17 protein-coding genes are annotated in these 20,140 nt (G+C 75.8%); 9 read left to right on the plus strand and 8 right to left on the minus strand.

What is annotated here, in order from left to right; translation table 11 throughout:
* Positions 1–40 precede the first annotated feature (40 nt).
* Both KCH_RS34770 and KCH_RS34775 read right to left on the minus strand, forming a co-directional pair.
* Positions 41–1,468: an MBL fold metallo-hydrolase RNA specificity domain-containing protein gene (locus KCH_RS34770; protein WP_051653777.1), complete on the minus strand. Its 1,428-nt coding sequence runs from the start codon at positions 1,466–1,468 to the stop codon at positions 41–43.
* Positions 1,469–1,547: 79 nt separating this feature from the next.
* The gene (locus KCH_RS34775) at positions 1,548–2,105 is read right to left on the minus strand and encodes an Rv1733c family protein (RefSeq protein ID WP_035869949.1); all 558 of its coding nucleotides are present in this window, start codon (positions 2,103–2,105) and stop codon (positions 1,548–1,550) included.
* A 920-nt stretch (positions 2,106–3,025) separates the two neighbouring features.
* On the opposite strand from KCH_RS34775, the gene KCH_RS34780 reads away from it, so the two are divergent.
* From KCH_RS34780 to KCH_RS34800, 5 genes are all read left to right on the plus strand, one after another.
* Entirely contained in the window at positions 3,026–3,949 is a 924-nt protein-coding gene (locus KCH_RS34780) for a zinc-binding alcohol dehydrogenase family protein (RefSeq protein WP_341865457.1), read from the plus strand.
* Between the two features lie 149 nt (positions 3,950–4,098).
* Positions 4,099–5,298 carry an NAD(P)/FAD-dependent oxidoreductase gene (locus KCH_RS34785; protein ID WP_035869954.1) on the plus strand — a complete coding sequence of 400 codons (1,200 nt, stop codon included), beginning with the start codon at positions 4,099–4,101 and terminating at the stop codon, positions 5,296–5,298.
* Between the two features lie 88 nt (positions 5,299–5,386).
* Entirely contained in the window at positions 5,387–6,814 is a 1,428-nt protein-coding gene (locus KCH_RS34790) for an MBL fold metallo-hydrolase (protein WP_244305572.1), read from the plus strand.
* A complete protein-coding gene (locus tag KCH_RS34795; protein WP_035869957.1) occupies positions 6,811–7,605 on the plus strand; it encodes a sulfite exporter TauE/SafE family protein in 795 nt (264 codons plus the stop codon). Before KCH_RS34790 ends, KCH_RS34795 begins: the two co-directional genes overlap by 4 nt.
* A 129-nt stretch (positions 7,606–7,734) precedes the next feature.
* On the plus strand, positions 7,735–8,514 hold the full coding sequence (locus KCH_RS34800) for a GntR family transcriptional regulator (RefSeq protein WP_035869961.1): 780 nt from the start codon (positions 7,735–7,737) through the stop codon (positions 8,512–8,514).
* A gap of 17 nt (positions 8,515–8,531) precedes the next feature.
* Here the strand turns inward: KCH_RS34800 and metX are convergent, their stop codons facing one another.
* The 3 genes from metX to KCH_RS34815 form a co-directional block, all read right to left on the minus strand.
* On the minus strand, positions 8,532–9,671 hold the full coding sequence (metX, locus tag KCH_RS34805; protein WP_084224100.1) for a homoserine O-acetyltransferase MetX: 1,140 nt from the start codon (positions 9,669–9,671) through the stop codon (positions 8,532–8,534).
* Positions 9,672–9,679: 8 nt separating this feature from the next.
* Positions 9,680–10,990 (minus strand): bifunctional o-acetylhomoserine/o-acetylserine sulfhydrylase, encoded by a 1,311-nt coding sequence (locus KCH_RS34810; protein ID WP_035869965.1) that lies wholly within the window; start codon positions 10,988–10,990, stop codon positions 9,680–9,682.
* A 238-nt stretch (positions 10,991–11,228) separates the two neighbouring features.
* Entirely contained in the window at positions 11,229–12,113 is an 885-nt protein-coding gene (locus KCH_RS34815; protein WP_035875197.1) for a LysR substrate-binding domain-containing protein, read from the minus strand.
* A 92-nt stretch (positions 12,114–12,205) separates the two neighbouring features.
* On the opposite strand from KCH_RS34815, the gene KCH_RS34820 reads away from it, so the two are divergent.
* Positions 12,206–13,126, plus strand: a complete 921-nt coding sequence (locus tag KCH_RS34820; RefSeq protein ID WP_051653779.1) for an EamA family transporter — start codon at positions 12,206–12,208, stop codon at positions 13,124–13,126.
* A 36-nt stretch (positions 13,127–13,162) separates the two neighbouring features.
* On the opposite strand, the gene KCH_RS34825 is transcribed toward KCH_RS34820, so the two are convergent.
* Complete coding sequence (locus KCH_RS34825; protein ID WP_035869969.1) at positions 13,163–14,200, minus strand: C40 family peptidase; 1,038 nt, start codon at positions 14,198–14,200, stop codon at positions 13,163–13,165.
* 198 nt (positions 14,201–14,398) lie between these two features.
* Here KCH_RS34825 and KCH_RS34830 point away from each other — a divergent pair, with 198 nt between their 5' ends.
* From KCH_RS34830 to KCH_RS34840, 3 genes are all read left to right on the plus strand, one after another.
* The gene (locus tag KCH_RS34830) at positions 14,399–15,259 is read left to right on the plus strand and encodes a DUF4253 domain-containing protein (protein ID WP_063750236.1); all 861 of its coding nucleotides are present in this window, start codon (positions 14,399–14,401) and stop codon (positions 15,257–15,259) included.
* A gap of 234 nt (positions 15,260–15,493) precedes the next feature.
* Positions 15,494–16,894: an oxygenase MpaB family protein gene (locus KCH_RS34835; protein WP_035869973.1), complete on the plus strand. Its 1,401-nt coding sequence runs from the start codon at positions 15,494–15,496 to the stop codon at positions 16,892–16,894.
* Positions 16,895–17,092: 198 nt separating this feature from the next.
* Complete coding sequence (locus KCH_RS34840; protein ID WP_035869976.1) at positions 17,093–17,416, plus strand: hypothetical protein; 324 nt, start codon at positions 17,093–17,095, stop codon at positions 17,414–17,416.
* A gap of 154 nt (positions 17,417–17,570) precedes the next feature.
* Here the strand turns inward: KCH_RS34840 and KCH_RS46900 are convergent, their stop codons facing one another.
* The gene (locus KCH_RS46900; RefSeq protein WP_341865458.1) at positions 17,571–18,875 is read right to left on the minus strand and encodes an ABC transporter permease; all 1,305 of its coding nucleotides are present in this window, start codon (positions 18,873–18,875) and stop codon (positions 17,571–17,573) included.
* On the minus strand, positions 18,776–20,095 hold the full coding sequence (locus tag KCH_RS46905; protein ID WP_341865459.1) for an ABC transporter permease: 1,320 nt from the start codon (positions 20,093–20,095) through the stop codon (positions 18,776–18,778). Before KCH_RS46905 ends, KCH_RS46900 begins: the two co-directional genes overlap by 100 nt.
* Positions 20,096–20,140 lie beyond the last annotated feature (45 nt).

Genomic DNA, 20,140 nt, shown 5'->3' on the forward strand with positions numbered 1-20,140 from the left:
CCCGCCGGGGCGTGCCGCGGACGGCGGGCGCGGCCCCGTGTCAGCGGACCAGCACGCGTTCGCCGGAGCGCGGCACGACAGCGGTCCAGCCGAGTTCGCGGTCGATCCGGTCGCGCAGGGCCTGCGAGCCGTCCGGCTCGCCGTGCACCAGGTAGGTCGCGGACGGCGCCGGGGCCGGGCGCAGCCAGTCGAGGACCTCGGCGGCGTCGGCGTGCGCCGAGAACGCCGGGACGTCGACGACCTCCGCCCGGACCGGCACGTAGCCGCCGTACATCTTCAGGACCCGGGCGCCGTCGACCAGGTCCCGGGCGCGGGTGCCGGCGGCGGCGTAGCCGACGACGATCACGGTGTTGCGGGGGTCGGGCAGCAGCCGGCGCAGGTGGCGGACGACGCGGCCGCCGGTGGCCATGCCGGACGCCGACACCAGGACGGCGGGCAGCGGCGAGCTCTCCAGCTCCAGCGACTCCTGGAGGGAGTGCACCGGCCGGAACGGCTCCGGGCTGATCGCCGCCTCGCCCCGGGCGAGGACCTCCGGGCGCAGCTCCGGGGCCCGCTCGGCGAAGGCGTCCCGGTAGATGCGCAGGGTGGCGAGCGCCATCGGGCTGTCCACGTGGACCGGGACGCCGGCCGGCAGCCGTCCGGCGCGGCGCAGTTCGGTGAGCTCGTGCAGGACCACCTCGGTGCGGTCGACGGCGAAGGACGGCACCAGGACGGTCCCGCCGCGCGCCAGGGTGCGTTCGATCGCCCCGGCGAACCGTTCGCGGGCGGCGCCCTCCTCGTGCCGCCGGCCGCCGTAGGTCGACTCCACCAGCAGCGCGTCCGCGCCCGTGAACGGCTCGGGCGGGTTCAGCAGCGGGTGGACGGGGCGGCCGAGGTCGCCGCTGACGGCGAGGGTTCCGCCGTCCTCCAGGGTCAGGTGCACCCAGGAGGAGCCGAGGATGTGCCCGGCCCGGTGCAGGCGCAGCACGGTGCGGTCGGCGATCTCGACCTCGCTGCCGTGCCGCACCGGGTCGAAGCGGGCGAGGGTGCGTTCGACGTCGTCCTCGGTGTAGAGCGGCAGCGCCGGGCGGTGCTTCGACCAGCCGTGCCGGTTGGCGTGGTCGGCCTCCTCGCGCAGCAGGCGGGCGCTGTCGCGGAGGATCAGCTCGGCGATCCGGGCCGTGTACGGCGTGCTGAACACCGGGCCGCGGAACCCGTCGGCGACCAGCTTCGGCAGGTGGCCGCAGTGGTCGAGATGGGCGTGGGTGAGCACGACGCAGTGCACGTCGGCCGGGTCCAGCGGCAGCGGACGGCGGTTTCGGCGGCGCAGTTCGGCCGGGCCCTGGAACAGCCCGCAGTCGATCATCACCCGGGCGTGGTCGGTCTCGACGAGGAACTTGCTGCCGGTGACGGTGCCGACGCCGCCCAGGAAGGTGAGCAGTCCCGGCCGGGGCGACGGGGCGGGCCGGTTCTCCCACTGGTTCTCCATCGGGACCTCCAGGTTCTCCTCCGACCCAGCATCCGCCCGAGCTTGCCGCGGCGCAGCGGACGGCCGCCCTGACGGGCCGTCAGCTCGGCTGGCGGCGGGTCCAGTGCGGCTCGACCAGCAGCCACTCCGCGTCCCAGCGGGCGTAGCGGCGGCGGTCGAGGACGACCCGCCCGCCGTCCCGCACCAGGACGCCGACCAGCGGCAGCGCGGTGGCCGTGAGCAGCCCGGCGATCCAGCCCGTCACGGCGGCCTGCCCGGTGGTGGCCGGCGGGCGGACGACCGTCCCGGCGGCGTCCAGCCAGATCCGCACCTCGGCGCCGGCGCGCTCCCCGGGGACGACCCGGGCGATGCCCCGGTGGGCGGTGCCGTCGGCGGAGGTCCAGGTCACGGTGGCCGGAACCGTGGCGGTGCCGGCCCCGACCGGGACGTTCTCGGCGACCCGCGCCGTCACCGGGTGCCGGGACGCGGCCTCCGCCCGGGCGGCCCGGGCCTGGTCGTGGTCCACCGCCAGACCCACCGCGAGAGCCGCCGGGAGGCCGGCCACCGCCAGCAGCAGCGCGAGCGCCGACAGCCACCACTGAATCCGGTCACTGCCCCGCCGGAGCGGGTTCTTCCGTTGCCGCAAACGCCCGCGCATGACGTCCGCCTCCTCATCGGTCCACCGTGGCCGTCCCTGACACCAGCCTTCCCGGCCGAGACCGGCGCCACATGGGTCCGAAAGGCCCTATTCCAGGGGCAAGGGGCCCGGAGCGCAACCCGGTGCCCGGGGCTGCGCCCGCGCGACGGAACCGGACGCGGCACTGGAACCGCTGCGCCGGGTGCTGCCGGAGCGCGGGCGCCCGGAGACGGTCGCCGCGGCGGTGGCGGCCGTCCGGGCGGCACGGGTCGGCGGCGCGGGCGGCCCGAACCTGTGGGAGCTCGGCGTGCTGGCCGAGACGGACGTCGTGGAGGCGGGCCGGCTGCTGTTCGAGCTGGAGCGGGAACTCCGGCCGGTGCCGCGGCTGCCCGCCACCGCCGAGGGCCGCGACCGGGCGCCGGCCCGGTACTGCCTGCGGGAGCTGCTGGACGGCCGGCTCGACCCGGTGGCGGCGGCGGGGCGGATCGGCTCCGGGCTGTGCCCCGCCGACGACCCCGGCTCGCCGCTGTGGCCGGTCCGCGGCCGGCCGCACCGTGCGGAGGACCAGCAGGAGCACGGCAGCGGGCCGACGGTGGAGCAGGTGGCCGAACTGCGCGAGCCGGCGGCCCGGTTGCTGGCCGGTCCGGCGTCCTGGCACGGGTGTTCGGGGCGCGCGGTTTGCACCCCCGGCGTCGTTCGCCGTCCGGGGCGGCACGGGGCGGGCGGGGGAGCAGGCTGGTGGGAGGAGTCGGGTCCGTCCGTCGTCGCGGGGCGTCGTTCGTCGCCGGGCGGGCGTCGGGTGGGCGTCGAGCGGTGGGAGGCAGCGATGCGCGGCACGGAGTCGTCCGGCGGGGAGGTGGCGGCCTGGGTGGTGGACCGGCCAGGTCCGGTGGGGCGGTGGGCGGGGCGGGCCGCTGGTGCGGGAGCGGCGGCCGGCGCCCGTGCCCGGTGCGGGGGAGATCCTGGTCGAGGTGGAGGCGTGCGGGGTGTGCCGCACCGACCTGCACCTCGCCGAGGGCGATCTGCCGCCGCACCTGCCGAGGTGCACGCCGGGCCACGAGGTGGTCGGGCAGGTGGTGTCGACCGGGCCGGGGGTGACGGAGTTCGCGGTCGGCGACCGGGCCGGGGTGGCCTGGCTGGCCGGGGTGTGCGGGCGGTGCCGGTACTGCCGCAGCGGGCGGGAGAACCTGTGCCCGGGGTCGACGTACACCGGCTGGGACCGGCACGGCGGCTACGCCGACGCCGTCACCGCCGACGCCCGGTTCGCGTACCGGCTGCCCGCGGGGCCGCCGGCCGAGGAGCTGGCGCCGCTGCTGTGCGCCGGGATCATCGGCCACCGGGCGCTGGAGCGGGCCGAGTTGCCCGCGGGCGGCCTGCTCGGCATCTACGGGTTCGGGGCGTCCGCGCACCTGACCGCGCAGATCGCGCTCGCCCGGGGTGCGCGGCTGGCGGTGTTCACCCGCGGCGAGGCGGCCCGGGGTCTGGCGCGGGAGCTGGGTGCGGGCTTCGCCGGGGACTCGTACGACCCGCCGCCCGAACCGCTGGCCGCGGCGATCCTGTTCGCGCCCGTCGGGGAGCTCGTGCCGGTCGCCCTGGCCGCGCTGGACCGCGGCGGCACCCTGGCGGTCGCCGGGATCCACCTCACCGACATCCCGGTGCTGAACTACCGTCAGCACCTGTTCCAGGAGCGGACGCTGCGCAGCGTCACCGCCAACACCCGGGCCGGCGGCCGGGAGTTCCTGGCGGAGGCCGCCCGGGTGCGGCCGTCGGTCCGGGTCGACCGCTACCCGATGGGGCGCGCGGACGCGGCGCTCGCGGACCTCGCCGCCGACCGGGTGACCGGCGTCGCGGTGCTCGTCCGGTAGCGGCGGGACGCCGCCCGCGCACGGGCCCGGTGCGGCCCGGGTGTGCCTCAGAGGCAAATGTACGGACAAATGAAGAGGCCGTCTTGCGGTGGGCCGCCGGGCGGGCCTAGCTTAATGTCCGTACATTTGGCCAGGCCGGGGAGGCCCCTTTGACCAGCAAGCAGCACCGGATCGTGATCATCGGCGGCGGGACCGCGGGGATCTCGGTCGCCGCCCGGCTCAGGCGGGCCGGGGAGCGGGACGTCGCGGTGCTCGACCCGAGCGAGCGGCACTACTACCAGCCGCTGTGGACCCTGGTCGGCGGCGGGCGGGCACCGCTGGCGGAGAGCATCCGGCCGCAGGCGTCCGTGATGCCCAAGGGCGTGGCGTGGATACGCCGGGCCGCCGTCGCCGTCGACCCGGAGGCCCGGGAAGTGACGCTGGACGACGGCGGCACGGTCTCCTACCAGCAGCTCGTGGTCTGCCCCGGCATCCAGCTGGACTGGGACCGGGTGCCGGGCCTGGAGGCGGGACTCGGCAAGGACGGCCTGTCCAGCAACTACCTGCCGCAGCACGCCCCGGCGACCTGGCGCTTCATCCGGCAGACCCGCTCCGGCACCGCGGTGTTCAGCATGCCGAGCGGCGCCATCAAGTGCGGCGGCGCCCCGCAGAAGATCGCGTACCTGGCCGCCGACTTCTGGCGCAAGGAAGGCGTGCTCGGGAACATCGACGTCCACCTGGTGATCCCCGGCGCGGCCATCTTCGGCGTCCCGGAGTTCGCCCGGGTGCTGGAGGGCGTGGTGCGCCGCTACGGCATCAAGGTCCACTATGGCAGCGAGGTCACCGAGGTGCGCCCCGGCGCCCGCGAGGTGGTCGTCACCGAACTGGCCACGGGCGGCACCACGACGCTGCCGTACGACGTCGCCCACCTGGTGCCGCCGCAGAGCGCCCCGGACTGGCTCAAGCGCAGCCCGCTGGCCGGCGCCGACGACCCGGCCGGCTACGTCGAGATCGACAAGCACACCATGCGGCACGTCCGGTACCCCGAGGTGTGGGCGCTGGGCGACGCCGGCTCGTCCCCGAACTCCAAGACCGGGGCGGCGGTGCGCAAGCAGGCGCCGGTGCTGGTCGAGAACCTGCTCGCCGCGATGAACGGCCGGGAGCCGACGGCCTCCTACGACGGCTACGCCTCCTGCCCGCTGACCACGGCCCGCAACAAGATGCTGCTCGCCGAGTTCGACTACAGCGGGCGGCCCGCCCCGTCCATCCCGGTGATCGACACCGTCCGCGAGCGCACCGACATGTGGCACCTCAAGCGGCGCGGCCTGCCGTTCCTCTACTGGAACCTGATGCTCCGCGGGCTGGCCTGACCCCCGCCGCCCGACCCCGTGCACACCCCCGTCCCGCCGGCCGCCGGCCGCGCGGGGCACCACCACCCACCCTCCTCAGGAGTTCGATATGACGACGCCCGCCTCCGGGCCGCTGGTCTTCGTGCAGTTCTACCTCGACTGCCTCTCCCACGCCTCGTACCTGGTCGGTGACCGCACCACCGGCCGGGCCGTCGTGGTCGACCCGCAGCGCGACGTCCACGAGTACCTGGAGACCGCCGAGCAGCACGGGCTGACCATCGAGCGGGTGATCGAGACCCACATCCACGCCGACTTCCTCTCCGGCCACCTGGAGCTGGCCGAGCGCACCGGCGCGCGGATCTCCTACGGCTCCGTCGCCGTGCTCGACTTCGACACCGAGCCGCTCGGCGACGGCGAACGGATCCGCCTCGGCCAGGTCGACCTGGAGATCCTGCACACCCCGGGCCACACCCCGGAGTCGATCTGCGTCGTGGTGCGCGAACAGGCCGACGACGCCGTCCCGTTCGGCGTGCTCACCGGCGACACGCTGTTCATCGGCGACGTTGGCCGACCCGACCTGCTCAGCTCCCGCGGCCGCTCCGCCGAGGAGATGGGCCGGCTGCTCTACCACTCCACCCGCGCGCTGCTCACCCTCCCCGACGACACCCGGGTCTACCCGGCGCACGGCGCCGGCTCGGCCTGTGGCAAGAACCTGTCCACCGAACTGAGCTGCACCATCGGCAACCAGCGCCGCGCCAACTACGCGCTGGCCGACATGACCGAGGACGAGTTCGTCGCCGTGGTCGCCTCCGGCCAGCCCGCAGTGCCCGCCTACTTCGCGTTCACCTCGGTGCGCAACCGGCAGGCCCGCCCGGTGCTGGACGAGGACACCGCCGTCCCCGCGCTCGCCCCGGCGGAGTTCCTGGCGGCCCGGGCCGGCGGCGCCACCGTGCTGGACACCCGCGACCCCGAGGCGTTCGCCGCCGCCCACCTGCACGGCGCGGTCAACATCCCGCTCGGCGGCCGGTTCGCCGAACTCGCCGGCCAGGTCCTCGACGCCCAGGACGCCGTCATTCTGTGCGGCGACCCGGACACCGCCGTCGAGGCCCGCAACCGACTGGCCCGGATCGGCTTCGACCGCGTGCTCGGCGCCCTGAGCACCCCCGTGGACGCGGTCGACCCCGCCTGCCTGACCGCCGCGATACGCGTGGACGCCGGCCCGCTCGCCGCCGAACTGGCAGGCGCCGGAAGCGAGTTCGAGCTGCTGGACGTGCGCGGCCCGGGCGAGGTGCGGGACAACGGCACCATCCCCGGCGCCCGGCTGCTGCCGCTGCCGGAACTGCTCGCCCGGCTGGGCGAACTGCCGACCGAACGGCCGCTGACGGTGATCTGCGCGAGCGGCAACCGCTCCTCGGTGGCGGCGTCCGTGCTGCGCGCCCGCGGCTTCGAGGCCACCGACCTGCGCGGCGGCTTCGGCGCCTGGCGCGGCGAGGTCGCCCGGCCCGCCGGCAGCGCCCCGGACGGCGTCCCGGCGTGAGCGTGCTGATCACCGCTCTGCTCTGCGGAGCCGTGGTCGGCGTGGCCCTCGGCGCGCTCGGCGGCGGCGGGGGAGTGCTCGCCGTCCCGGCCCTGGTGTACCTGCTGGGCGTCCCGCCCGCCGAGGCCGGGACGACCAGCCTGGTCATCGTCACCGCCACCACCGTCACCGCGCTGTTGCGCCACGCCGGCACCGGGAACGTCCGCTGGCGCACCGGCACGCTGTTCGCCGCGGCCGGCGTGCTCCCGGCGATCGGGACGTCCGTGCTCGCCCACCGCATCCCGCAGTCGGCGCTGACCGCCGCGTTCGCCGTGCTGGCCGCCGTGGCCGCCGCGGTGATGCTGCGCGGCACCCGGGCGGCGCGGCGGGCGCCCGCGGCGGACGGCGACGGCGACGGGACGGCCGGGGCCCCGGCCGGGCGGGGCGGGCGGCTGCGGACGGTCGCGGCCGGAGCGGGACTCGGCGCGGTGACCGGACTGCTGGGCGTCGGCGGCGGCTTCCTCGCCGTGCCCGCGCTGGTGTCGGTGCTCCGGCTGCCGATGCGGCGGGCCGTCGGCACCAGCCTGGTGGTCATCCTGATCAACTCGGTGGTCTCGCTCACCACCCGCCTCGCGGTCTCCGGCATCACCCTCGACCTGGCGGTCTTCGGGCCGTTCGTGGGCGCCGCGATCCTCGGCGCCTGGGACGGCAAGCGGCTGGCGGGCCGGCTCTCCGGCGCCGCCCTCCAGCGGGCCTTCGCCGCCGTCCTGCTCGCCGTGGCCGCCTTCATGCTGATCGGCGCTGGCGCCTGACGGCTCCCACGACCGCCGCCCGGGGGCCACCCCCGGGCGGCGGTCGTCCGATTTTGTGCTGTCCCCCGGAAGCACGAACATGGGCAGCGTGCTGCGCACCACCCATCCGATCGACCCCAGGACGGCGCCGTGACCTCCGACCCCGGGCCCAGGCCCCTCACCCGGTCCGCGGGCAGTCCGCTCTGGGCGCAGCTGCGCGCCGACCTGCTGCGCCGGCTCGACGAGGGCGAGTTCCGCGACGTGTTCCCCGGCGAGCACGACCTGGTCGCCGAGTACGGGGTCAGCCGGCACACCGTCCGCGAGGCGCTGCGCGGGCTGCGCGAGGAGGGCCTGGTCACCGCCCGGCGCGGCCGGGCCTCCCGGTTCACCGCGAGCCGCCCGCTGGAGCAGGACGTCGGCGAGGCGTACAGCCTGTTCCGCTCGGTCGAGGAGGTCGGCGCCGTCCAGCGCAGCGTGGTGCGGGCGCTCGACCGGCGGGCCGACGGCGTCATCGCCGCCCGGCTGGGCCTGGAGGAGTCGACGCCGCTGGTCTACCTGGAACGCGTCCGGCTGGCCGACGAAGAACCGCTCGCGGTGGACCGGATCTGGCTCCCGGCGGACGTGGCCGCGCCGCTGCTGGACGTCGACTTCACCCACACCTCGCTGTACGACGAGCTCGAACGTCACTGCGGCAGCCGGATCCGCGGCGGCTGGGAGCGGATCCGCGCCGTCGTCCCCGGGCGGGGGGAGCGGATCCTGCTCGACTGCCCGGAGACCACCGCGCTGCTCGCGATCGACCGGCTCGGCCGCGACGACGACGGCCGGCTGATCGAGTGGCGCCAGACCCTGGTCCGGGCGGACCGGTTCGCCGTCTCGGCCGCGTTCTCCGCGCACGACTACCGGATGGGCGCCCCGGTCCAGATGGTCTGACGCCACGTCGGGCGCGGTCACTCGCGCGGCGGCAGGAGTTCGGCGATCAGCGCGGCGACCTGGGCGGTCTCCAGCAGGAAGCCGTCGTGGCCGTGCGGGGAGGCGATGGTGCGCAGGGCGTCGGCGTGCGGGAGGTGGGCGGCGAGTTCGGCCTGCTGGGCGGGCGGGTAGAGGCGGTCGGAGTCCACGGCGGCGACCAGCGCCGGGGCGGTGACGCGGCGCAGCGCGGCGGCGGTGCCGCCCCGGCCGCGGCCGAGGTCGTGGGCGTTCATCGCCTCGTTGAGGACGACGTAGCTGCCCGCGTCGAAGCGGTGCGCGAGCTTCGCGGCATGGTGGTCGAGGTACGACTCGACGGCGAACCGGCCGCCGTGCCACGGGTGTTCGCCCGGTTGGGGCGCGCGGCCGAAGCGGCCGGCGAGTTCGGGCTCGCTGCGGTAGGTGATCTGGGCCAGGCGGCGGGCCAGGCCGAGGCCGTGGTGCGGCCCGGCGCCGGGCGGCAGGTGGTGGTAGTCGCCGCCGTGCCAGCCCGGGTCGGTGCGGATCGCCTGCAACTGCGCGGAGGCGTGCGCGATCTGCTCGGCCGAGGCCGCGGCCGCGGTGGCCAGCACCAGCAGCGCGCCGACCCGGTGAGGGTGCGTCACCGCCCATTCCAGGGCCCGCATTCCGCCCATCGACCCGCCGACCACCAGCGCCCACCGCTGCACGCCGAGCGCGTCCGCGAGCCGCGCCTCGGCGGCGACCTGGTCGCGCTGGGTGAGGAACGGGAAGCGCCCGCCCCAGGGCCGGCCGTCCGGCGCGGGCGCGGACGGACCGGTCGAGCCCTGGCAGCCGCCGAGCACGTTGGGCGCCACCACGAACCACCGGTCGGTGTCCAACGCCCGCCCCGGGCCAACCAGTTCGTCCCACCAGCCGGCCGTGGGGTGGCCGGCCCCGGCGGGCCCGGCGAGGTGGCTGTCGCCGGTCAGCGCGTGCAGCACCAGCACCGCGTTGGAGCGGTCCGCGGCGAGCGTCCCCCAGGTCTCGTAGGCGAGCCGCCCGCCCGGGAGGGCGCCGCCCGCCTCCAGGGCGAGCGGCCCGGGCAGCGCGAACCAGCGCCGCCCGCCGGCCGGGTCGCCGTCCCGCCACGCCCCGGTGGCGGGCGGGACGGCGAGGCCCACCGTGCCGTTCAGGACGCGCCCTTCGCCGAACGGAAGCCCGCCTCCAGGTCCGCCTTCAGGTCGGTGACGCTCTCCAGCCCGACCGACAGGCGCACCAAGCCCGGCGCGGTGCCGGTGGCCGCCAACTGCTCGGCGTCCAGCTGGCTGTGCGTGGTGGACGCCGGGTGGATCACCAGGCTGCGCACGTCGCCGATGTTGGCGAGGTGGCTGAACAGCTCCAGCCCGTCGACGAACCGCCGGCCGGCCTCGACGCCGTCGCGCAGCTCGAAGGAAAGCACCGCGCCCGCGCCGCGCGGCAGGTAGTGCTGCGCCGCCTCGTGCCAGCGGCTGGACGGCAGGCCCGGGTAGTGGACGGCCGCGACCTCGTCGCGGGCGGCCAGCCAGCGGGCCAGCTCCAGGGCGTTGGCGGTGTGCCGCTCCAGCCGCAGCGACAGCGTCTCGATGCCCTGCAGCAGCAGGAACGCCGAGTGCGGGGACAGTGCCGGGCCGAGGTCGCGCAGCAACTGGACGCGGAGCTTGGCGGCGAACGCGCCCGGGCCGAGGGCCTCCCAGAACCGCAGGCCGTGGTAGCTCGGGTCGGGCTCGGTGAAGCCGGGGAAGCGCGCGGGGTGGGCGCCGAAGTCGAAGGTGCCGCCGTCCACGACCACGCCGCCGATGGTGGTGCCGTGCCCGCCGAGGAACTTGGTCGCCGAGTGCACCACCACGTCCGCGCCGTGCTCGATCGGCCGCAGCAGGAACGGCGTCGGCACCGTGTTGTCGACGATCAGCGGCACCCCGGCCTCGTGCGCGACGTCGGCGACGGCGCGCACGTCCAGCACGTTGCCGCGCGGGTTGCCGAGCGACTCCGCGAACAGCGCCTTGGTGTTCGGACGGATCGCCGCCCGCCAGGCCTCCAGGTCGTCCGGGTCGTCGACGAAGCTCACCTCGATGCCGAACCGGGGCAGGGTGTGCCGCAGCAGGTTGTAGGTGCCGCCGTACAGCGAGGACGAGGAGACCAGGTGGTCGCCGGCGGCGGCGACGGTGAGCAGCGCCAGCGTCTCGGCGGCCTGCCCGGAGGCCAGCGCGACCGCCGCCACGCCGCCCTCCAGGGAGGCCAGGCGCTGCTCCAGCACGTCGGTGGTCGGGTTGTGGATCCGGGTGTAGATGTTGCCCGGCTCGGCGAGCGCGAACAGGTCGGCGGCGTGCGCGGTGTCCCGGAACGCGAAGGAGGTGGTCTGGTAGATCGGCACCGCCCGGGCCCCGGTCGCCGGATCGGGCTGCGCGCCCGCGTGGATCTGCCGGGTCTCGAACGACCAGCCGGGGGTGCTCTGCTCGGACATGCTGCTCCTGTACGCGTGCGGGGACGGACGGCCGCACGGGGCCGTCACGGGGCGAGGGTCGACGGCCGTCGGAGCTGGACGGACGGTGGACGGAGGGCCACCGGGACGGCCGTGGCGTCAGGTAAGCACAGCGCTGGAGCGGCCCGCCAGCGGATCGCCGGAGCGGACACGGGACGACACGCGGCGACACACTGCCGAGACCTGACGGGACATCAGCTGATTGTCGTACGTGAGGAGTTCATGAGGTCGGCTCGGCCGGAACGCCCAGCAGTCCGAGGAACGCGGCGGTGGCCGGCGTGTGCCCCGCGCGGCTCCACACCACCGTCTCGACCCGGGTCGGCGCGTCCGCGACCTCCACCGCGGCCACCCCCGTCAACTGCGGCACGTACGCGGCCGGGAGCATCGCCACCGCTAGGCCCGGGCCGACCAGGCGGGGGATGTAGGCGGCGTCGGTGACCTCGAACGCCACGTCGCGGACCAGACCGGCCGCGCTGAACGCCAGATCGGTCTGGGCCCGCCCGGCGGTGCCGGCCGGCAGGTCGACGAACTGCTCGGCGGCCAGCTCCCGCAGTCCCACCCGGGCCCGGGCGGCCAGCGGATGGTCCGGCGCGACCACCGCCACCAGCCGGCCGCGGGCCAGCTCACGGGCCGTCACCCCCGGCAGGCGCAGCGCCGGCGGCAGCCCGAGGAACGCCACGTCCAGAGCGCCCTGGCGGACCTGCTCGGCCAGGTCGTCGCTGGCGCCGACCCGCAGCGAGACCCGCACCTGCGGATGGCGCTCGCGGAAGGCGTGCAGGCCGGCCGGGATGTCCACGGCGGTGACGGTGGGGATCAGGCCGACCGCCAGCCGCCCGCGCACCTCGCCGACCGCCGCCGCGACCTCGGCCGCCGCCCGCTCCGCCGCCTCCAGGCACTGCCGGGCGGCCGGCAGGAAGGCCTCGCCGGCGGCGGTCAGCCGCACCCGGCGGCTGGTCCGCTCGAACAGCCGGGCGCCCAACTCCTGCTCCAGCCGCGAGATCTGATGGCTCAGCGCGGACTGCACCACCAGGCAGCGCTCCGCGGCACGGGTGAAGTTGAGGGTCTCGGCGACCGCGAGGACGTACCGCACCTGCTGGAGCTCCATGCGGGCCATCCTGCATCCATCGCGGAACGAGATCAATGCGCTGACAGACATGTGTTGGACTCATCGATCGGCGGACCGCCAGACTCGTCGGCATGCCAGCCACCGACCGCACCACCCTTGCCGCGCCGGGCAGTTCGGGCCTCGGCACACTGCCGCGCACCGCGCTCACCGCGCTCGCCCCCGCCGTCTGGGGCACCACCTACGTGGTCACCACCGAACTGCTGCCGCCCGGCCACCCGATGTTCGCCGGCCTGCTGCGCGCGCTGCCCGCCGGCCTGATCGCGCTCGCCGCCACCCGGACGCTGCCGCGCGGCAGTTGGTGGGGGAAGGCGGCCGTCCTCGGCGTGCTGAACATCGGACTGTTCCTGCCGCTGCTGTTCACCGCCGCCGAACGCCTGCCCGGCGGGGTCGCCGGAACGCTCGCGGCCGCCCAGCCGATGGTCGTCGCCGTGCTGGCCGTCCTCGTGCTGCGCCAACGCCTGTCCGGGCGGCGGCTGCTGTGGGGCCTGGCCGGCGTGCTCGGCGTCGGACTGGTGGTGATCGGCCCGAGCGCGGCGCTGGACGCCGTCGGCGTCGCGGCCGGAATCGGCAGCGCGGCCACCATGGCGCTCGGCGTCACCCTCACCAAGCGCTGGGGCCGCCCCGAGGGCGCCTCGCCGCTCGCCCTCACCGGCTGGCAACTCACCGCCGGCGGCCTGTTCCTGCTCCCGCTCACCTTCCTGTTCGAGGGCGCCCCGCCGGCCGTCGACGGACGGGCCGCGCTCGGCTACCTCTGGCTCGGCCTGGTCGGCGGACTGCTCACCTACGCGCTGTGGTTCCAGGGCATAGCCACGCTCCCGGTCACCAACGTCGCGGTGCTCGCGCTGCTCTCCCCGCTGGTGGCCGCCGTGCTCGGCGCGGTGCTGCTCGACCAGACGCTCGGCCCGGTCCAGCTGGTGGGCTTCGCCCTCGCGCTCGCCTCGATCGTCGCCGGACAGCTCCCCGACCGCCGCCCCGCCCCCGCCCGGAGCTGATCGGCGATCAGATGCCGCGCCGCCCGTCCGGAACCGTCAGACCCGGCGGATGGTGTTGATCGAGATGGCGTCGACCTTCATGACCTTCACCACGTCGTTGGCCTTCGGGGCGTGCACCACCATGCCGTTGCCGATGTACATGGCGACGTGGCTCCGGTCGGACTTGTAGATCACCAGGTCGCCGGGCTGCGCGTTGTGCCAGTCCGTGCCGACGCTGGTGCCCACCGAGGCCTGCCCCTGCGAGGTGCGCGGCAGCGAGATGCCGGCCTTCGCGTACGCCCACACCATCAGGCCCGAGCAGTCGAAGGTGTTCGGACCGGTCGCGCCCCAGATGTAGTCCGCGCCCTGCTTGCTCATCGCGGCGTCCACCGCGACCTTGGCCGCGCCGCTGGCCTGCGGCAGGGTGGCCGGGTCGACCCGGGACGAGCTGCGCGAGGCGGACCCGTCGGTGCCGCGCAGGATCGCGGCCCGGTCGGCGGCGGACAGCGTGGAGAGCAGCTTCTGCGCCTCCTGCAGCTTGGACTGCACGGTCGCCTTGGCCTCGTTGAGGGCCTGGGTCTGGCCGTCCAGCTCGGCGAGGACGGCCGCCGCCTCCTGCTTCTGCTGGTTCAGCCGCCGCTGCTGGTCCTGCAACGCCTTCAGCGTGGCGGTCTGGGTGCTGGCGGCCTGGTCGAACGAGGACGCCTGGTCCAGGTACTTGTCCGGGTCGGAGGAGAGCATCAGCCGCACCGACGGGTCCATCCCGCCCTGCCGGTACTGGTCGCCGGCCACCGCCGCCAGACCGGAGGAGAGCTCGGTCAGCTGCTCCTGGCTGCGCGCCAACTGGTCCTGCAACTGGTCGGCCTGCTTGCGCAGCTGGTCCGCCCGCTCCTTGGCGCCGTTGTACTTCTCGGCCGCCTGCTCCTGCTCCTCGGCGAGCTTGTCGACCTGCGCCTTCACCTCGTTCTTGTTCGGCTGCGCGGGCGCGGCGTGCGCGGCGACCTGCGCGGAGAGCGCGAGCGTGGTGGCGGCGGCACCGGTCAGGACATAGGTCCGGGTGCGACTCGGTTGTTTCGGACGGCGATGGGAAGCCATGCGGGGCTCCTTCTTTCTGCTCCGGTCGGATCGTGGCTGTTCAGGTGATCATCCGACAATGAGTTCGATGCCAGACCGTAATCAGCCACGGGCCTCCACGTCCACTTCCGCAGGTCCGCGAACCGGCCCGCCCGCCAACCCCACTGACTACCAATCAGTAGTGACGGGCCTGTCGGAGGACATCGCTAGCGTGTTCGCATGAACGACGCCCACCACGATCTGCGCCGCCTGCGGCCCGACGCAGACCTGGCCGCGCTGGCAGCCCTGCTCCCCGCCGGACGGCTGGTCACCCCCGACGACAACGACCCCGATGCCCCGCCCGTGCTCTGGATGAGCGACGGACCCGCACCCCTCGGACTCTGGGAGAAACTCCACCGCGAACACCCCGCCAGCGGCCTGTGGCCCCTGCTGCTCGCCCCGCTCTCCACCACCGACGCCGACTTCCGGCCCTGGGGCACCGGCGAACTCTCGCCCCGGGCCGGCTCCGCACCCGACCTGTACGACCCCGCCGCGCTGCTGCGCACCGGCTGGGAGTACTCCACCACGCTCGTCGACGCCGACGAGGACGGCGAACCCCTCGACCCCGAGGAGGCGGCGGAACTCGCCGGCAGCATCGCCCCGTTCACCGAGGGCTGGCCCGGCTCGGCACCCGCCGCCGTACAACTCGGCGACCCCGACGCGGCGGCCCGCTCGCTGGCCCGCAACCTGCTCGCCAACAACGCGCACCTGCGGATCGGCCTGGTCCCCGCCGCCACCGGCGCCGAAGCGCTCACCGCCTGCGGCTGGACCGGGCCGGTCAACCACGAGGACGACGTCGCCAAGGTCTCCGCCGTGCTGCTCGACTGGGAGCGCCGCTACGGCACCCGGCTGGTCCAGGTCGGCTTCGCCGACCTCGAGTTGAGCGTCTCCGCCCCGCCCGAGGACGAGGACACCGCCCTCCGGATCGCCGCCGAACACCTCGCCTTCTGCCCCGACAACATCTTCCAAGGCGCCGGCTCCCTCACCGAATACGCCCCCGGCCTGGTCGACGCCGACCAGTGGACCTTCTGGTGGGACTGACCGGGCCGCCCAACGACCGGCTGCTCCGGAACGTGATCTGACGGAGCGTCGGTTCCGACCGGCCCCGAATCACCCGTGCGGGCGGAGAGTTGCCCGGGAACTCACCCCGCCGGGTGGTTTGGGCACCGGACCAGCAGGTTCACCCGCGAACCGCCCCTAGGCTTCGGACCATCCGGAACCGGCCGAAGCCGGACGGCCCGGCGGACGGGCCGCCGGGGCGGAAGGGGGGACCACATGACCGACACCGCACGCAGCGAAGCGGATTCGATGCTGCGCCGCACCCTCGGCGAACGCCGCATCGCCCTGGTCGCCTGGCGGCTGCTCGTCCTGCAGAACGCCCACCCCGCCGTCGGTGCCGGAGTCGGCCAACTGTCCACCTACCGCAGCCACCCCTGGCGGCGGGTCGAACACACCATGGACAGCGGCCGCCGCCTGTTCTTCTCCGACCAGGAGGCCCTGCACCGGGAGATCGAGCGCCTCGAACGGAGCCACCGCCGGATCGCCGGGGTCGACGACCGGGGCCGCCCCTACACCGCCCTCGACCCGGCGGTCCGGGTGTGGGTGCTGGTCACCCTCTACGAGGCCATGACGGCCCTCCGGGCGCTCTCCGGCCGCCCGCTGAGACCCGCCGAACTCGACCGGCTCTACCGGGAGTTCCGGGAGGTCTGCGCGGCCTTCCGGCTCCCCGACGAGCTGTACCCGCCCACCGCCGCCGACGTCCCCGGCTACCTCCGCGCCACCATCCGCGACACCCTCGAACTCACCGACGCCGCACGGGACATGCTGTACACGGTGCTCACCCGCGCCCCCGCCCCGCGCCGCCTCGGCCGGCTCAGCCCCGGCTGGCCGCTGCTGCGCCGACTCGTCGCCCGCTTCCTCACCGCGCTCACCCTGGCCGACCTGCCGGCCGAGTTCCGCGCCAAGTGCGGCCTGCCACGCAGCCGCAGCGCCGCCGTGCTGTCCTGGACGGTCCACCGGGCCGCCCGGCTGACCGCCGAGCGGCTGCCCGACCGGCTCCGCTACCGCACGCTGCCCACCGGGGAACGGGCCCGGCCCGCCACCGCCCGGCCACCCAGGCCGCCGCGCGCGCCACGCCGGGACGACCGGCCGGCCAGGCTCACCGCCTTCTACCACCAGGTACTCGACCAGACCGGTGACGGGCGCCTCACCGCCGCCGACTTCCAGGCCATGGCGCACAACGTCTGCTGGCCCCTGGAGCTCGGCCAGGACGCCGAGACCGCCGTCTACGCGGCCTTCGACACCTGGTGGCGGCAACTGCTCGCAGGCACGGACGCCAACGGCGACGGCGAGGTCTCCGCCGAGGAGTTCGTCTCCGCGACGCTGGCCGGCCTCGACCACGACCCCGACTACCTGAGCCGCGGCCTGCACGTCGCCGTCCGCGCCATGTTCCGCGCCGCCGACCTCGACCACAGCGGCCTGCTGTGCGCCGACGAGTACCGCACCCTGTTCGGCGGCTCCCGCGTCCACCCCGCCGAACTCACGCACGGCTTCCAGCAACTGGACACCGACGGGGACGGCCGGATCACCGAGGAGGAATTCGTCCGCGGCTTCACCGAGTTCTTCACCGCCCGCACCAACAGCACGGCCGGCACCCAACTCCTCGGCCGACCATGACGCCGCCCGGGCAGCAGCGGCCCCGGGCGGCGTGACAGGCTGGCGGCGAGAGGCCGACGGTGCGGAAGGAGCGACGGTGGAACTGCGCGCGGAGTTGCGGCCGCCCGTGGTGACGGCGGATCAGCGGGCGGAGATCGAGCGGGAGATCGAGCGGATCGCCGGGCTGCTGACGGCCGGGGACCCGGGGCCGAGGAGGCCGTGCGGGCCTTCAACCGGGCGACGGGGCACGACTACGGGCCGCTGGCCTTCACCGCGTACGAGGGCAGCCGGAGCCTGGCCGAGTTCGCGGTCGAAGCCGCCCGCCCGGCCCGGCCGCGGGTCGGCGAGGTGGGCCGGGACGAACTGGTGGAGCTGATCCGCCGGGTGCTGGCGGCCGGGCCGGACGCGGACTGGTACCTGGAGGCGGTGCAGGCCGCCGTGACCCACCCCGCCGCGGCCGATGTGCTGTTCTGGGGCCCGGACGGGGCGACGCCCGAGGAGATGGCGGCGGAACTGACGGCCTATCGGCCGATCGCGCTCTGAACGCCGCAGGGCCGCCCCGGGAAGGGACGGCCCTGCGGGGCTCCGGTCGTACCGCGCCGCTTCGGACGCGCCGTCCGGACTGCGCCGGTCGGATCGCGGCGTTCAGCGCTCGGCCGTACAGCACTCGGCCGTGCGGCACTCGGCGTGCGGGGCGTCAGATCGCGGTGGTGGGCCTGGCGCGGAGCAGGGCGCGGCCCGGGACGGCGGTGGCGGCCAGGCAGAGCAGCGCGGCCGCCGCACCGAGCGAGAGGGCGATGCCGAGCGGGACGTGCGGGGCGGCCGAGGTGAGCGCCCGGGTGAGCGGACTGAGCGTGGCCCAGGCGATCGCACCGCCGGCCGTCAGGCCGATCGCCGCGATCAGCAGCGCCTCCCAGCGCAGCATCGAGCGGACCTGACGGCGGGTACCGCCCGCCAGCCGCAGCAGGGCGATCTCGCGGCGGCGGTCCAGCACCGTCATCACCAGCGTGTTGGCGGCCGTCAGCGCCGCGAACCCGGCCAGCACGGCCGCCATCACGTTGTTCGCCCAGCCGTTCAGCTCGCGCTCGCGGTCGGCCTGCGCCGCGAAGCCCTGACGGTCCGTCACCGGCAGCCCGGACGGGGAGAGCGCGGACAGCGCCCTGGCGGTGGCCGCGCCGTCCGCCCCCGGGGCCTCGGCGACCAGCAGCCGCGCCGGGTACGGCGCATCGGTGTGCGCGGCGACCGCGGCCTTCGGCAGCAGGGCCTCCCCGAGACCCAGCCCCCGGCTGTAGACCGCCACCACCGTCGGCTCCACCCGGGTGCCGTCACCGAGCCAGAACGCCGCCCGCTGACCGACCTTCGCGTGCAGGCTCTCGGCCAGGAAGGAGTCCAGCGCCACCGTGTCGGCGGAGCGGCCGAGCTCGGCCAGCGAACCGGACGTCACCCCCGGATCCAGCACCTTCGCCAGCGCGGCCGGATCGCCGTCCACCGCCTGGGCGGTGGCCGAGCTGAGCGCGCCGGACGACTGGACCACCAGGCCGGTGGGCAGCAGCCCCACCGCCGCGTCCACGCCCGGCAGTTGCGCCGCCCGCCGCACGGCGTCCGAGGGCAGCCCGGGCGCGCCGGGGGCCGCGGCCACCACCCGGTCCGCCGTCAGACCCGCACGGACCTGCTCGGCGGCGGAGTGCTGGAGGCTGGACTGGAGGAACACCAGCGTCCCGCAGAAGGCGGTGACCATCACGATCGGGACGGTCGCCGAAGCCAGCCGCCGCGAGCCGGCCCGGGCGTTGTCGGCCGCCAGCGAGGCCGAGGCCCCGGCGGCGCGCAGCAGCACGCCCAGCAGGCCGACCGCGCCGCGCACCAGCCACGGGCCGAGCAGCCCCACCGCGACCAGGAAGCACATCACCACGCCCAGCGCGGTGTTCGCCGCCGCCGCACCGGGCAGTTGGGCGGCGACCACCGCCAGCGCGACCGCGCCCGCGGTGAACAGCGCGCCGAACACCGTCCGGACCGCGCCCGGCGCGCCCGGACCGGCAGCGGCCTCGCCGAGCGCCTGGGTGGGCCGCAGCCGGGCACAGCGCCGGGCCGCGAACCAGCCGGCCCCAGCGCCGTCACCGTGCACAGGGCGACCGACACCAGCAGCGGCAGCGGGCCCGCATCGAGCGACACCCCGGCGGGCACCGCACCGCGCGCGACCAGCTCGCCGAACCACCAGCGGGCCAGCGCCAGCCCGGGCAGCACCCCGATCGCCGACGCGACCGGCGCGACCAGCACCGCCTCGGTGGCGATCGCCCGGCGGACCTGACGGGGCGTCGCCCCGATCGTCCGCAGCAGCGCGAACTCGCGGGCCCGCTGACCGGTGGCCAGCGCGATGGTGCCGGCCAGCACGAACACGGCGGTCATGGTGGCCGTCCCGCCGAAGGAGCCGCCGAACCCGGCCAGCACCTCCTTGCCCCGGAGCAGCGCCGGCTGCTCCACGGCGCCGCGCTGCTGACCCGTCGTCACCTGCGCCTTGCCGTCCAGGGCGTGGCGCAGCGAGCGGGCCAGCGCGGACGGGTCGGTGCCGGGCGCCGGCCGCACCGCGAGGGCGTCGACCCGGCCGGGGTGGCCGGATATCCGGTCGGCGGCGCCGTCGGCGAACCAGGCCGTGGCGCGGCCGGGCTGGGCGTCGGCGAGACCGGAGACGCGGTAGGAGGCGGGGCCGGTGGGCGTGTCGACGGCGAGCACGGCGCCGGGGGCGAGGTGGGCGGCGCGGGCGCTCGCCGCGTCCAGCACCAGTTCGCCGTCGGCCGGGGCGCGGCCCTCGACGAGGCGCTCGCCCGGGGCGATGCCGAGCGCGGCCCAGCCGCGGCCGGTGAGCCCGGGCAGGCCGGAGGCTGCGGCCGACACCGGGAACGTGGAGTCGGGCCGGACCTGCCCGACACCAGGGACGGCGGCCACTGCGGCCGTCAACGAGGCGTCCAGCCGGGCCCGTTCGGGGAGGGCCTGGGCGATGGTGTCGGGATCCTCGCCGTGCACGACCGTCACCTCGACCTGCTGCTCGGCGGAGACCAGGATCGGCGCGTCCGCGTACCGGGCGGGCGCGAGGCTCGCGGTCAGGCCGGTCTGCAGCAGCACGCCGCAGGCCGTCACGATCGCCGAGGCGAACAGCAGGGCCAGGAAGGTGCCCGCGAACGACGCGGGCCGGAAGCGCACGGCGGCGCGGGCCAGTCCGGTGGTCATGCGGTCGGCTCCGAGGGGTGGAAGGGGAAGGGGCGGAAGCAGCAG

The sequence above is a fragment of the Kitasatospora cheerisanensis KCTC 2395 genome (genome assembly GCF_000696185.1).
GTDB lineage: Bacteria > Actinomycetota > Actinomycetes > Streptomycetales > Streptomycetaceae > Kitasatospora > Kitasatospora cheerisanensis.